The sequence below is a fragment of the Saccharospirillum sp. ABV4_185 genome (assembly GCF_056159245.1).
Genome location: NZ_JBSWUW010000002.1, coordinates 78452 through 92251 on the forward strand (window position 1 = coordinate 78452; position 13800 = coordinate 92251).

Sequence of the window (13800 nt, forward strand, 5' to 3'; positions counted from 1 at the left end):
CCGGTTCGGCAAACAGAGGAGAGACTCAGGTGAGCTACCGGATAACGCTGGAAGAAACCGACGAGAGTTTTACCGTCGCTGACGACGAGCCCATTCTGGATGCGGCCGAACGTGCCGGTATCAACCTGGCGCATGACTGCCGCTATGGCGGTTGCAGCACCTGTCGGTTCAAGTTGCTAAGTGGCGAGGTGGGCTATGAAGAAATGCCCTTTGCGCTGACCGAAGCTGAAGCCGAAGCGGGTTACGGTTTGGCGTGCCAGGCGCGCGCCAAATCGGATTTGCACATCAGCGCGACCATACGTCCGGAAGGATTTATTCAGCCGGATTACCACGAAGCGACCATCGAGCAACTGGAATTATTGTGCCACGACGTGGTGCATCTGGTGCTGCGCATTCCGTCGGCCGCCGAAGTGATTTTTCATCCCGGTCAGTATCTGAATGTGATGCTTGACGACGGTGAACCGCGGTCATTTTCGATGGCATCGCCACCGGGATCGGAGTTGTTTGATCTGCACGTTCGACGGGTGCCCGGTGGTCGTTTTACCGACACCCTGATCGAACACTATAAGGTCGGCGATACGCTCGATGTGGAATTACCGCTGGGTGATTTCCGGCTGCAATCGGACGACATCAGCCGGCCGATTTTATTGGTCGCCAGCGGTACTGGCCTGGCGCCGATCAAGTCGATCATCGAGTCGTTGTGCGACAACGCTCTGCGACCACAGATGACGCTTTATTGGGGCGTGCGCAGTGAGCCGGATCTGTATCTCAATCAGCAACTGACGCAGTGGGTTGAGCAGTTAGACGACTTTATTTACGCGCCGGTGTTGTCGCGCCCCGATAGCAGTTGGCAAGGCCGTAGTGGCTATGTGCAGGACGCCGTTGTTGCCGACTTTGCCGATCTTTCCGGCTTCGATGCCTATCTGTGCGGATCGCCGACCATGGTTAAAGCAGCGCGAGATTTATTCGTGCGTCATGGCATGCCGATCGAACGCATCTATTCCGATGCCTTTAATTTCAGCCACGAACTGACGGGTGAGTCGGTCGAGACGGCTTAAGCAGGTGAGTTATGTTTGACATCGTTTTTATCAGTAACGACAACAAAACCGTATCGGTCGCCGACAACGCCAATTTATTGCGCGTCTCCTTGCGTGAACAATGCGGCATTCCGTTTAAATGTGGCGGTGGTATTTGTGGCACCTGTAAATGCAAAATCGAGCAGGGCATCGAGAACACCGACGCGGTGAAGAAGAAGGAAGAAAAGTTGCTCACCGCCGAGGAAATTGCCAGCGGTCATCGCCTGGCCTGCCAGACCTTTGTTAACGGTGACATCGCCGTCAGTTGGCAATCACGTGCGCGTTAAGGTCGGAGGTGCAGTATGAACGTTGGCATCATCGGCCTGGGTACCGCCGGGCAGCAATTGATTGAGCGACTGAACAATAAACCGATTGACGGCTGTGAAATCACAGCGGTTTTAGTGCGCGATGTCAGTCGTTATCCGGCGCAAAAACGGCCTTATCTGTTAACCCAGAATCGTGATCTGTTTTTCGCCGAAGGTTTGGATGTGGTGGTGGAAACTGCCGGCCACGCGGCCGTGGTTGAACACGGCGTGGAATCTTTGCGGCGTGGTGCAGATTTTGTCGTTGTGTCGGTTGGCGCTCTGGGTGAAGCGGACCTCTACGATGCCTTGCTGGCGCAAGCGCGGGCGTCGAATCGGCGAGTGATTTTACCGTCGGCGGCCATCGCTGGTCTGGATCGTATTGCCGCGGCGGCCGAAGGAGAATTGCAGCAGGTTCGGCTGACCACGCGCAAACCGGTACGCGCCTGGCGCGGCACCTACGCTGAGACGGTGGTTGATCTGGATGCGGTGCGCGAACCGGTCAGTATTTTCGAGGGTAATGCGCGCGAATCGTCGCGGCTGTTTCCTGAAAGCGTGAATGTGTCGGCGGCCTTAAGTCTGGCTGGTCTGGGCTTTGAACGCACCGAAGTTCGCGTCATGGTCGATCCGACCATCGAGCGCAATATTCATGAAGTCAGCGCCGTCGGAGAATTCGGTGAAGTGCATATAGAAGTGCAGAACACACCGTCGCCGGACAACCCCAAAACCGGCTACATCGTTGCCATGAGCATCGCCAAGGTGCTGCGCAATCTGGCCAGTCCTGTTCAGGTTGGTCTCTAGCCGTCAGTTAATTTTTGGAGTGAATTATGTGGTTGCCTGCACTGGTTTTGCTGGCCGGTCTGGTCGTGCTCGTTTGGAGCGCCGATCGCTTTGTCGATGGCGCGGCGGCGCTGGCAAAACATCTGGGCATGTCGAGTCTGATGATCGGTATGGTCATCATCGGTTTCGGTACTTCGGCGCCGGAATTGATGGTGTCGGCATTCTCGGCCTGGACCGGTAATCCTGGTCTGGCGCTGGGTAATGCATATGGTTCGAACATCACCAACATTGCCTTGGTGGTCGGTGTAACGGCGTTGATTTTGCCGATCCAGTCGCAGCGCTCCATCGCCCGCCGTGAGTTGCCCATTCTGGTAGGGATTACGCTCTTGGCTGGCTGGCAATTGCTGGACGCCTATTTGAGTCGTCTCGACGCGGCTTTGCTATTGCTGGTCTTTGTTTTGTTGATGGCTTATTCAATCTGGCGGGGTAGCCGCGAACCGGCCGAAGAGATGGCTGACGACGATAACGCCATGCCGCTGTGGCGGGCGTGGGTCGAGTTATCCTTAGGCTTGGCGCTGTTGTTGATCAGTTCGCGTGCCTTGGTTTGGGGCGCGGTAGAAGTGGCGCAAGCGCTGGGTGTCAGTGAACTGATTATCGGTTTGACGGTAGTCGCCTTCGGTACCTCATTACCAGAACTGGCGTCGGCCTTGGCGGCGGTGCGCAAACGCGAACACGATCTGGCCATCGGTAACGTGCTCGGTTCCGGCTTGTTTAATACGCTGGCGGTGGTCGGTATTGCCGCCGGTGTGCATCCGCTGACGGTGGCAACTGAGCTGTTGCATCGTGACTGGCTGGTGATGTTGGCGGTTACGGTATTGTTGTGGGCGCTGGTGTGGCGTGGGCGTATTGGTCGGTTGGCTGGGGTGCTGTTGCTGTTTATCTATCTGGCGTATATAGCCTGGGTGTCCTTACCCTTGCTGGCTTAACGCGCAATCTCCTCGATTGGCCTCAGGTCCGCCGCCAGATCGCCGCTGTTGATCCAGTCATCGAAGGCATCCGCCAAGCGCTGATTCTCATCGACTACGGCGCGCCAGTATTTCAGTCGCGTTTTATCACTGAGGCGTTCGAAATCCTTGCGGTCGGGAATCTTGCCGTAAGGCAGACGGGCGATAAATTCCGGGCTCGGTGTGACCACTAAGGTGTGGCTGTAGTGCTCGGCGCTGATCTTGCGCCAGGGCAGCGGTTTGTCGAACCAGCCGGGTTTCATCACCGGGGAAAAGTGCGGATAGAGCACGATGCCGTTGTCGGGTTTGAACGGCAGATCGAAATGATAGTCGACCATGCCGCCATCGCGATAATGCCCCAGCGGCGCACCCGGTGGGTTATCGACGCCGTGAATCACCACCGGGATGGCCGCGGTGGCGTGAACCGCCGAGCGGAAGTTGGCGGCGCTGAGTGGTACCTGATGGGTGGTGAAATCGTCCCAGTGCGCCAGCGGCAGTTCGCTGTCGTGGCTGCGGAACACCACGCGCTCGAAATAGCGCGGTAGGGATTTTCTGGATATCAGATTTGCCAAGGCCACCCGGCCCAAGGCCAGCGCTTGTCGGCGCGGGGTGGTGGCGGTGGTGGCGCCTTTGCACAAGGCGGTAACGATGTGCAGTCGGCGTTCGGGGTTTAGGTCGGCCAGGCCGCCGGCGCCGATCATGCTGTCGATAAAATCCAGCGTCTTGGCGGTAATTTCATCGGCATCGGCGTGCTCGGTGTAGCGTTGTTCCAGGTAACCTTCTTCCAGTCGTTCAATGGCTGCGAAAGGATCGTTATTGGCGTAGGCGGTCATGCGCAGCGCGCCGATGGACGAGCCGACCAGATCAACCGGATGCGGAATTTTGGGTAGCCATTCGCGCACCAGATAGCGGTCCAGATGGGTCAATACAAAGCATTTTGGGCCACCGGACGCGCCGAGGATGACGCGGATGTCTTCAGGTGTCAGGCCCTGTTTTTGGATGTGCTCGAAGGCGTGGTGGCCAGCGTACAGATGCAGATCGCTCAAAGGTCAGTCCCCCGCTAAATAAGCAGGGGACTATAACATGACCGTTGGTCAGTTCCGTGAACGGTTGGCTGGTCGTGACTTTTGGTCAGTCGGGCTTATTGCGCCGCCAGCCATTGCTTGAAGGTTTTCGGTGCAGCGGCGAGCAACTCGCCTTTTTTGATGCTGGCCGGGCCGCCTGTGCGATCACCTGACAGCGCGCCGGCTTCCTGCAGCAACAGGCTGGCGGCGGCGAAATCGACCGGGTTCAGATCGTCGGCGAACGCCAGTTGCAAGCGACCGGCAACCAGATTGGCCATGCTCAGCAAGCCACAGCCAGTAACACGAACACCGGCAACGCGCTCGGCCCATTGGGCGGTGGTGGCGAAATCGCGGCTTTCGAAACCGGCCAGGGCTTTATCGAGGCTGCCACCGGATACGCGCACGCGGCGTTCATTCAACTGCACGCCACGGCCGCGCATGGCGCCGTATTCATCGCCGCTGGCCGGGTCGAGCAGGGCCACGGCTTCGATGCGGTCGGCACGGAAGTAGCTGATGTTGATCAGATAACCGGGGTAGCCGGTGCGGTAGTTGGATTCGCCGCTGATGATGTTGATCTGCCAGACCGATTCGCCGTCGTAATCACGGCTTTCATCGCGGCCGATTTGCAGACAGTCGATGTGGTGGCGTTGGTGGGCTTTGCGGATGGCCTTGCGGGCGCGCCAGGCGGCGTCTTCGATGGCCTTGCTGAATACCGTCTCGCGGCTGTCGCCTTCCGCCGTCAGGGAGTCGATGTTGGCCAGGGTGTAGCTCAGTTTGTCGGCCGCAGCGCGGGCAGCGCGCAGGGCAATGGTAACGATCGGTTGCATAGGCTTACTTCTCACTCATATGACGGCCCGACCCGGCATCATCAGCCGGGCGGCTCAGCTTGAACTGAAGCGCAGCAGGCTGACGCAAGGTCAGGACATTCCGCAAAGACGGGTTTGTTAAACAGCGTTCTGGAAGCTGCCAACCTCGGCGAGGTCAAACGCCCGGGGCAGCCTTCCGGAAAAAGGGCGCGTATAATAGCGGCATTCGCCTCTTTCTTTAATAGCTTTGGGAAGTTTTTTTCATGTCCGAGCCGCAATCGGCCACCCATTCCAATCATGCTTCATCCGAGATGGATCTCAGCGCCATTCGTGTGGTGCTGGTGCACACCTCCCATTCCGGCAATATCGGCGCTGCCGCCCGTGCCATGAAAACCATGGGGCTGAGTGATTTAGCGCTGGTGTCGCCCAAAGAATTTCCGTCGGAAGAAGCCACGGCGCGTTCTTCCGGCGCTCAGGATCTGCTTGAAAACGCCCGGGTGGTCGATAACCTCGACGACGCCATTGCCGACTGTGGCTTAGTGGTTGGCGCTTCGGCCCGGTCGCGCTCGCTGCCCTGGCCAATGCTCGACCCGCGCCAGCTGGCTGATCGAATTGCCGATCATCCTGCCGGTTCAAAAATCGCCTTGTTGTTTGGCCGCGAACGCTCCGGCCTGACCAACGAAGAACTGGCGCGTTGTCATTATCATGTGAATATTCCCGCTAACCCGGATTATTCGTCGCTGAACCTGGCGCAGGCGGTGCAGGTGCTGGCCTATGAACTGCGCATGCGCTCGCTGGACCAGGAGCCGCGCCCGGCTGGCCCTTGGGGCGTGGAGTGGGATCAGCCGCCGGCCAACGCCGATCAGTTGGAAGGCCTGTTCCGGGCTTGGGAAAAAACCCTGGTTGAAGTCGATTTTCTCGACCCCACTAACCCCCGAACCTTGATGAATAAGGTGCGTCGGCTCATTCTGCGAGCCCAGCCCGATGAGGTGGAGGCCAATATTTTGCGTGGCTTCCTGACCCAGGTCGAAAAATCGCTGAGGAAGCGTTGATCATGTTTGAAGGTGTGAAGGAAGACATTAAAAGCGTCCTCGACCGTGACCCGGCCGCGCGCAATTGGTTTGAGGTACTGCTGAATTACCCGGGCCTTCATGCGGTGTTATTGCACCGTCTGAATCATCGGCTGTGGCGTTGGAATCTGAAAACGCTGGCGCGTTGGATGTCGCAAGTGTCGCGCTGGTTGACCGGCATTGAAATTCACCCCGGCGCCAAAATTGGCCGTCGTTTCTTTATCGACCACGGTATGGGTGTGGTGATCGGTGGCACCGCCGAAATTGGCGATGACGTGACCATCTACCAAGGCGTGACGTTAGGCGGTACCAGCCTAAACGAAGGCAAACGCCACCCTACATTGGAAGACGGCGTTATTGTCGGTGCCGGAGCCAAGGTACTGGGCCCGTTTACCGTGGGTCGCAATGCTCGCATCGGTTCCAATGCGGTGGTGACCAAGGCCGTGCCGGAATCGGCCACCGTGGTCGGTGTGCCCGGTCGTATCGTTAAACAGCATGGTGAGAAAGTGCTGCCGTTCAGTGAAGATCAAAAAGCCCTGGCGGATAAAATGGGCTTCGATGCCTATGGTGTCTCCTCCATGCCCGATCCGACCGCGCACGCCATCAAAGCCTTGCTCGACCACATTCACGCTCAGGACGAACGCATTGACCAGATGTGCAAGTCGATGAAACGTCTCGACGCCAGTTACAAAGCCTTGGAAGTGCCTAAGCTGAGCGATGCCGATTTCGCCCCGATTGAAGATTCGGACCGTTCCGCCAACAGCAGTGGTTGAGGCTGTTATCGAGCAACAAAAAAAACGCGCCGACTGGCGCGTTTTTTTTGTTAGCAACGATCAGCTGTGAGCCGCCGGACGTCTGGGTGCGCGCCAACTCGGCGACGGATGCAGGTGCGTACCGGTCTGGGCGTGCGGCACTTCGAGCAGTTCCAGGCTGCCGTCTTGGTGTTCCAGCAGGGCGGAGCAGCTTTCTACCCAGTCGCCGTCGTTGGCGTAGACGAAGCCATCGTTGATGCGCAGTTTGCTTTGGTGAATGTGGCCGCAGACGACGCCTTGAACACCTTGCTCGCGGGCGTAGTGGATGACCTTTTCTTCAAAGCTTTCGATATAGGCGCGGGCTTTTTTCGAGCGCATTTTCAGTGCGCCGGGCAGCGACCAGTACGGCTTGCCGAAAAAGCCGCGCAGCCGATTCAGATGACGGTTCAGAGTGACGACGGTTTCGTACAGCCATTCGCCGATATGCCACCAGAAGTGACCGCAGTAGATGTCGTCGTCGAAGCGGTCGCCGTGCAGCAGCAAATAACGTTCGCCACTGGCGGCGGTGTGAATGGCTTCGTGTTCGACGCGCACCGGGCCAAGGTGCGTATCGGCGAAGTGGCGGAAAAACGGATCGTGATTGCCGGGGACATAGACCACTGCAGTGCCGCTTTTGGCTTTGGCAAGAATCAGTTTGAGGATGCTTTCGTGATGCTTGTGCCAGCGGCCCTTGCGGGTACTGAGCTTCCACAGGTCGACGATGTCGCCGAGCAGATAGAGGTAGTCGGTGTCGGTGTTATTGAGAAAGTCGGCCAGCAAATCCACCTGGCTGTTGGGGTTGGCGAGGTGAATATCGGAAATGAACACAGCGCGTACGCGACGTTGGGTCATGGCTCAGTCTCCCATGGCAGAGTTAGGCCAAGGCTAGGCTGGGTGGATGAAGCTAGGGTGACAGCATCATGACGCTTTGATGAATACGATGACATCTATGCCAGTATTCACCGGGCTAAAAATTCTCCCAACTATCCTCGTCATCATCGAGTTGAGGTTTCGGTGACGGTCTTGGCCTGTTAATCGCGATAGCGTTGGACGTTAATGGGTGCACAGAAGCGTGTTTAGGTGATGATTTGTTGGCGTTAGTAGGCGCTGTGGGTTTAATGCTGTGAGCAGTATGGTCGCTCTCGGTTAGTACAAATCGGTTTACATTTTTGGTTAATAAATCTGCTTGGCTTAATAGATTTTCAGAGGCCGCTGCAGCTTCTTCAACAAGGGCAGCGTTTTGTTGAGTCATTTCATCCATTTGGCTGACGGCTTTATCGATTTCATCCAACCCGGATGATTGCTCTGCAGACGCGCTGGCGATCTCAGTCATAATGTCATTGACCTGCTTGATCGCAGTCACGACCTCTCGCATGGTGTCACCGGATTTATTGACCAGCTCATTGCCATTGTTGATTTTCCCCGCTGACTCGGAGATGAGATCTTTAATGTTTTTTGCCGCATTCGCTGAGCGTTGCGCTAAGGTTCTTACCTCCGATGCAACAACCGCAAAGCCTCGCCCTTGTTCGCCCGCTCGAGCAGCCTCAACCGCAGCGTTAAGTGCCAGGATATTGGTTTGAAAAGCAATACCATCGATCATGCCAATGATATCCGAAATTTTTTGTGAGGATTCATTGATGGAAGCCATGGTTTTCACCACGTCTTCTATTAAGTGACCACCATCCAGAGCGATTGTTACTGCGTTGGATGCCAAGTTGTTAGCTTCTTTGGCATTGTTGGCATTTTGGCGAACAGTCGTGGTTAGCTCCTCCATACTAGAAGCTGTTTCTTCCAGACTAGAAGCTTGTTGCTCAGTGCGGTTCGAAAGGTCTGTGTTGCCATTGGAGATTTCACGAGCACCGTTATACACAGCATCAGATGCATTTTTAATATTGACGATAATCTCTGTCATGGTATCAAGCAGTGAGTTTACGCCTTCTGAGAGACTGAGCATCATGTCGGATTTGTCTGCCGTTGCCACTCGCTGGGTAAGGTCATTATTAACCGCGGCATTAACGGCTGAGTTAACCTGGCTAACGGTAAGTTGAAGCTGTTGTTCAGCTTCCACTTCAGCCGTAATATCCGTGGCGAACTTCACCACTTTGTAAGGCATACCGTTTGGGTCACTAATAGGGCTGTAGTTGGCTTGTATCCAAATGACTTTACCGCTTTTATGAACGCGTGGAAAACGACCAACAAAATGTTCGCCCTTAGCGAGGCTGTCCCAGAAGTTGCGATATTCGTCAGATTTTTGGTATTCGGAATCGACAAACAAACGATGATGTTTACCTTGCACTTCACTGAGCGTATAGCCAAGAGCGTTTAAGAAATTGTCATTTGCCGAAAGTATGGTGCCATCCAGTTTAAATGAGATGACCGCTTGAGATTTGGATATGGCTTCTAGTTGACTTTCATAATCGCTATTTTGCTGTTTCTTCGCGGTGATATCACTGGCAAATTTAACGATTTTATAGGGTTTTTTGTTGGCATCAAAAATAGGGTTGTAGCTAGCCTCAATCCAGACGGCCTGACCGGTTTTCGTGTAGCGACAATATTCACCACTTTGAAATTCACCATTACGCAGTCTAGTCCAAAAATCCTTGTATTCTTGGCTATTGCGGTATGTGTTATCGACAAAAATGCTGTGGTGTTGGCCTTTTACTTCCTCTAACGAATAACCTAAGACGTTCAAGAAGTTGTCATTGGCCATTAAAATATTGCCATGTAAGTCAAACTCAATGATGGCGAGTGAGCGATTTAATGCGTCGAGTTGACCTTGAGCATTGACCCAATCATCTTTGGCGATAGTTATTTGCTTACCACCTGATATTTTTGCTAACAGATTTTTTAACATGGTAGTAACCTTTATGTGGATCCTGTTTACTTTTAAGCCATCAAGATCAGCTGCAAAGATGTGTGTCTTTAAGTGCCTTCGGGTCGTTCCATCTTGTCGCCGGATGGCGGCTTTACACTGTTAAAAATGATGACCAGTGGATTTCCCAATGCGGTACGCTCATAGAGGAAGCGACCATCAAACGCCACTGGAAATTCAGATGCGGGTTTACTGTCTTCGGTTTCTGGGATCATCTCATCTGAAACGCTCTAAACTGTAACCTTCACTGCACCTCTATTTTGTCGACACCGCATAATGAGCGTAGTCCATTTGTCAGTAAGTGGTGTCACGCCTATCGAATTTAATTGAAAAATCCACATATCGGGGTGATATCGTCACCTAACGGCCACCTCGTTTAATAACACTCGGTAACCTAACCTGCGTTCACGTAATTTGACGTATGAGTTTTTGTGGTGACTCATTCGTCACCAAGAATAACGTTTACCCTCACGAGGCCAATGGCATAGGGTTTATCGTCTGATTTGAAAGTGAAGCACGTTTTTGCAGGCATTCAAGGCGTATTGCGCTGTTTAGGTGATGCGCTAAGGGGTATGGATGACAGCGGGACGAGAGAGTTGTGGCTGGTTGGTGACAACGCTAATGCCATATGAACGATCTCTGTCATCCCGGCTCAAGGCCGGGATGACGGGTTTTATTCTGCGGCTAGAAAGAAGAGCCGCGAATGCGGCCCTTGGGTGTCGTCAGTCAGTGCCTTGGCAATTGCTGCGTCAGGCTGTCGGTGGCACCGCTGTTGTCGGTGACCGTCAGGGTGACCTCGTTGCCGGGCTGGCGTTTAACCTGGCCAATCGACAGCAGTTTCCAGCTGCCGTGGAAACTCAGATTGCCGATCTGCCAGTCCTGGTGGGTCAGGTAGCCGTCCGGATCTTCGCTGTCGCTGATAAACAGATACCAGAACAGAATTTTGAACACGCGGAAGCTGGCGACGGGCGGCGCGTTCATGGCCACATCGACAATCACCGGATCGTGGTCTGACGAGCGGTAGGCATTCGGTGCGTAGAAGCTTTCCACCTGAGCCGGCGATTTGTAGTTGGTGTTGTAGTCCAGCGCCAGTGGTTCGTCGGTGTTGATGTGCCAGTCCTGGGTTTTCAACACCTTCGCCGCCAGTGAACTGCTGGCCAGGGCGTGGTCGAGGTTACCTGCTGCGCCGTCGAAGACGTAGGAGTAATCGCCTTCGGATTTCAGTGAAGCGTAACCGGCATCAGCCAGAGTCTGGATGGGGTCTTCCATGGAGTAGGCGTTGAGGTCGCCCATGATCAGCACATCGCTGTCGGCCACGCCGGTGGGGTTGCCGGCCAACCATTCGGCCATGGCCTGGGCGGCGCGGGTGCGGGCGATGTTGTAAGCGCCCTGGCCGTCGCCGGTGGCGCAGTCGTTGTAGTCGGCGCAGTCGCCGTCACCTTTGGATTTGAAGTGATTGACCACGACCGTAAAGCGGTCGCCGCTGGCAGCGTGCTCGAAGCTTTGCGCTAAAGCTGGACGGTTTAGATCGTCGATAAACAAGGGTTCACCTTCGTCGTCCCGCGGTGAACTGTTGCTGTCGAGAATTTGCGCCAGGTTAACCGGCGATACCACTTCCGGCCGATACAGCAGACCAACGGCGATGACATCGCTGCCAATCTGGCTGGTACCCGGGACGACATAGTCGTAGTCGTTGCCAGCGCTTTGGGTGGCATTCAGGGCGTCGGTCAGTTGGGCGATGGCACTGTCGGCGCTGTAGCCGTCGTTTTCAATTTCCATCAGGCCGATGACATCGGCGTCGAGCGCTTCCAGGGCGGCAACCAGTTTGGTTTGCTGACGCTCCAGTTCGAGCGGCGTTTCGGCGCCGCGCTCGGTTGGAAAGCCGCCGCCCATGCCATCGCCATTAAAATAGTTGAGCACGTTAAAACTGGCCAAGCGCAGATCGGCGTCGGGCGTGGCCGTGGGTTCGAGCGTACGCGGATTGGTGCCCTGGAACACTGGCGTGGTAGTTGGAATCACCTTGTAGGCACTGAAGGAGTAAGTCATCACGCCGTTCAGGCTGGCCAGAGTGTCGCCGATGCGCAGGCTGTTGTAGGCCGACAGTTCCGGCGCCGGAAAGATGACCGGGTCCGGGTTCTGGGTGGAAATGCCATCTTCGACGATCAGTGAGTTCAAAGCGTTGGCAGCTAATACCGCTTCAGCGGCAGCGCCGGGTGCGGCCACTTCGGTGGGAATGTAGCGACGACCATCGCCGATCATAAATTCGCCGTAACGGCCCAGTTGATAAACCTCGTTCACGGTCAGCATCTGGTTAAAGGCGACGCTCATGCCTTCGACGGCTTCGAGTTGATCACGGTTATTCAGCGGCAAACTGAGGCTGGCGGCGCTGGGCAGCGCTTGGTTGCTGGCGCAGATGTCGATGCCGGCAATCTGGTTGAGCTGGGTCAGACCGTAGTATTCATCGACCTGGCCGTTAACCACGACTCTGTCACCGACGGCAACGGTCGGGGTGTCGGCGTAGATAAAGAGCCCTTCAGAGGTCGTCGGGTCGCTATCGGTATCAAAGTCTTCTTCCTGCACAAAGAAACCGCTCAACTGATTGCTGGCTTGCAGTTGCGCTACGACGATGGCTTCGATGGCCACCGACTGACCAAGCAGCGGCGATTCGCTGCCATTGCCCTGGATGGCGGAGATGGCGGTCATCTCATCACCACATTGCGCCAGCGTTGGTTCGCCACCGCCATCGCCCGGGTCGCCATCACCGAGGTAGGCGAAGGTGTCTTGCGGGTAGCTGTCCCATTGGATGCTGGGATCGAAGGGGGTGTTGTACTGAGGGTCGCCCTGAGTAATGCCGGCTTTGCGTACCAGGGTGACTTCACCGCCGAAATAGTCGTCGTTGCCCAGCTCGCCAATGCGGTCGACCACAGTGCCGTTTTGTTTCAGCAACAGTACATCGTTGCCGTTGAAGAAGGTGACGGTGGCGGTGATATCGGCCTGGTCGAGAATGGCGCTGGTCGCCTGGCTGTTGGCGATGACGTAGAAGCCACCGGCTTCCAGCGTGCCGCTGAGCGTCAGCTGGTTCTGCACGCTGGTATTGCCGTTGGAATAGAGTTCGATGCGGTACTGGGACAGATCAACAGCGTTGGAACCGGTGTTGTTCAGTTCCAACGCTTTGTTGTTGGACGAGCCTTCAATGTACTCGCTGAAAATCAGATCGGCCTGGGCGGTGGCACTGGCAAGCAGCGTCGCCAAGGCCAGAATCGGCAGTTTGTTGTTCATGGAATTCCCTCAGTTTCAGTTCGTTGATTGGCAGAATCCCTGGCTCTCCCCAGCAACAGCGGAGTGTGTATTCACACTGCGCCGAACTCGCTGCCACAAGAGCGCCGACAACTGGCTCCATTCATTTGAACGACCGGTCAGTTTTTTGCGACCACTGTCCACCCTAGCGGTTTTTTATGACAGGGCAATATCCGTTGAGTGTCCATTTGAGTCATCGTTTGAAATGACCAATGGCCGATGCCACTGACGTGGGTTCTGCTAGTCTGGCTGGCGCCTTATTGCCCATTCCTCATAACTCATAATCAAGGACGTTAGGATGCTGAAAACCACCACCAATACCGTAGAAGGCCGTCCCATTGTCGATTATCTCGACATCGTCGTCGGTGAAGCCATTCTCGGTGCCAACATTTTTAAAGACGTATTCGGCGCCATTCGCGACATTGTCGGTGGTCGTTCGGCCGCTTACGAGCGCGAAATGGGTAAAGCGCGCGAAACCGCCTTTGCCGACATGGAAGAACGGGCTGCGGCCTTGGGTGCCAACGCCATTGTCGGCATTGATATCGATTACGAAGTGGTCGGTGATCGCGGCAGCATGATGATGGTCAGCGTCAGTGGTACCGCCGTTCGGTTGAGAGACTGACCGGGCCAGGCCCTGGCCTTGTCATCATCGTCATAGCCGCTATGATGCGCGCTCCGTGCGCGCCTGCCGGTTACCCATTGACCGAACCATTATGATGCAGTGCGCTAACCGACCCA

12 protein-coding genes are annotated in these 13800 nt (G+C 55.6%); 7 read left to right on the forward strand and 5 right to left on the reverse strand.

Annotated elements, in window-relative coordinates:
• The first annotated feature begins 29 nt into the window (after positions 1-29).
• Genes ACXAE6_RS17515 through ACXAE6_RS17530 form a run of 4 tightly spaced genes read left to right on the forward strand, consistent with a single transcriptional unit; the run spans position 30 to position 3144 of the window.
• A complete protein-coding gene (locus tag ACXAE6_RS17515; protein WP_475152091.1) occupies positions 30-1058 on the forward strand; it encodes a 2Fe-2S iron-sulfur cluster-binding protein in 1029 nt (342 codons plus the stop codon).
• 11 nt (positions 1059-1069) lie between these two features.
• Positions 1070-1363 (forward strand): 2Fe-2S iron-sulfur cluster-binding protein, encoded by a 294-nt coding sequence (locus tag ACXAE6_RS17520; RefSeq protein WP_475152096.1) that lies wholly within the window; start codon positions 1070-1072, stop codon positions 1361-1363.
• Positions 1364-1378: 15 nt separating this feature from the next.
• Positions 1379-2179: an aspartate dehydrogenase gene (locus tag ACXAE6_RS17525; protein WP_475152101.1), complete on the forward strand. Its 801-nt coding sequence runs from the start codon at positions 1379-1381 to the stop codon at positions 2177-2179.
• Positions 2180-2205: 26 nt separating this feature from the next.
• Complete coding sequence (locus tag ACXAE6_RS17530) at positions 2206-3144, forward strand: calcium/sodium antiporter (protein ID WP_475152107.1); 939 nt, start codon at positions 2206-2208, stop codon at positions 3142-3144.
• On the opposite strand, the gene ACXAE6_RS17535 is transcribed toward ACXAE6_RS17530, so the two are convergent.
• On the reverse strand, positions 3141-4208 hold the full coding sequence (locus ACXAE6_RS17535) for a patatin-like phospholipase domain-containing protein (RefSeq protein ID WP_475152111.1): 1068 nt from the start codon (positions 4206-4208) through the stop codon (positions 3141-3143). The genes ACXAE6_RS17530 and ACXAE6_RS17535 overlap by 4 nt on opposite strands.
• A gap of 95 nt (positions 4209-4303) precedes the next feature.
• A complete protein-coding gene (locus tag ACXAE6_RS17540) occupies positions 4304-5053 on the reverse strand; it encodes an inositol monophosphatase family protein (protein WP_475152117.1) in 750 nt (249 codons plus the stop codon).
• Between the two features lie 242 nt (positions 5054-5295).
• Between ACXAE6_RS17540 and trmJ the strand changes: the two genes are divergently transcribed.
• Both trmJ and cysE read left to right on the forward strand, forming a co-directional pair.
• The gene (trmJ, locus tag ACXAE6_RS17545) at positions 5296-6084 is read left to right on the forward strand and encodes a tRNA (cytosine(32)/uridine(32)-2'-O)-methyltransferase TrmJ (RefSeq protein WP_475152124.1); all 789 of its coding nucleotides are present in this window, start codon (positions 5296-5298) and stop codon (positions 6082-6084) included.
• Between the two features lie 2 nt (positions 6085-6086).
• On the forward strand, positions 6087-6875 hold the full coding sequence (gene cysE / locus ACXAE6_RS17550; RefSeq protein ID WP_475152129.1) for a serine O-acetyltransferase: 789 nt from the start codon (positions 6087-6089) through the stop codon (positions 6873-6875).
• Positions 6876-6935: 60 nt separating this feature from the next.
• On the opposite strand, the gene ACXAE6_RS17555 is transcribed toward cysE, so the two are convergent.
• The 3 genes from ACXAE6_RS17555 to ACXAE6_RS17565 form a co-directional block, all read right to left on the reverse strand.
• A complete protein-coding gene (locus ACXAE6_RS17555; protein ID WP_475152132.1) occupies positions 6936-7745 on the reverse strand; it encodes a UDP-2,3-diacylglucosamine diphosphatase in 810 nt (269 codons plus the stop codon).
• Between the two features lie 115 nt (positions 7746-7860).
• A complete protein-coding gene (locus ACXAE6_RS17560) occupies positions 7861-9747 on the reverse strand; it encodes a methyl-accepting chemotaxis protein (protein WP_475152135.1) in 1887 nt (628 codons plus the stop codon).
• A gap of 744 nt (positions 9748-10491) precedes the next feature.
• Positions 10492-13044: an ExeM/NucH family extracellular endonuclease gene (locus ACXAE6_RS17565; RefSeq protein ID WP_475152139.1), complete on the reverse strand. Its 2553-nt coding sequence runs from the start codon at positions 13042-13044 to the stop codon at positions 10492-10494.
• Positions 13045-13360: 316 nt separating this feature from the next.
• Between ACXAE6_RS17565 and ACXAE6_RS17570 the strand changes: the two genes are divergently transcribed.
• The gene (locus tag ACXAE6_RS17570; protein WP_475152145.1) at positions 13361-13684 is read left to right on the forward strand and encodes a heavy metal-binding domain-containing protein; all 324 of its coding nucleotides are present in this window, start codon (positions 13361-13363) and stop codon (positions 13682-13684) included.
• Positions 13685-13800: the final 116 nt, after the last annotated feature.

Coding starts and splice junctions, on each gene's coding strand:
- ACXAE6_RS17520 (WP_475152096.1), top strand. CDS start 1,070: ATGTTTGACATCGTTTTTATCAGTAACGACAACAAAACCGTATCGGTC.
- ACXAE6_RS17525 (WP_475152101.1), top strand. CDS start 1,379: ATGAACGTTGGCATCATCGGCCTGGGTACCGCCGGGCAGCAATTGATT.
- ACXAE6_RS17530 (WP_475152107.1), top strand. CDS start 2,206: ATGTGGTTGCCTGCACTGGTTTTGCTGGCCGGTCTGGTCGTGCTCGTT.
- ACXAE6_RS17540 (WP_475152117.1), bottom strand. CDS start 5,053: ATGCAACCGATCGTTACCATTGCCCTGCGCGCTGCCCGCGCTGCGGCC.
- trmJ (WP_475152124.1), top strand. CDS start 5,296: ATGTCCGAGCCGCAATCGGCCACCCATTCCAATCATGCTTCATCCGAG.
- cysE (WP_475152129.1), top strand. CDS start 6,087: ATGTTTGAAGGTGTGAAGGAAGACATTAAAAGCGTCCTCGACCGTGAC.
- ACXAE6_RS17555 (WP_475152132.1), bottom strand. CDS start 7,745: ATGACCCAACGTCGCGTACGCGCTGTGTTCATTTCCGATATTCACCTC.
- ACXAE6_RS17560 (WP_475152135.1), bottom strand. CDS start 9,747: ATGTTAAAAAATCTGTTAGCAAAAATATCAGGTGGTAAGCAAATAACT.
- ACXAE6_RS17565 (WP_475152139.1), bottom strand. CDS start 13,044: ATGAACAACAAACTGCCGATTCTGGCCTTGGCGACGCTGCTTGCCAGT.
- ACXAE6_RS17570 (WP_475152145.1), top strand. CDS start 13,361: ATGCTGAAAACCACCACCAATACCGTAGAAGGCCGTCCCATTGTCGAT.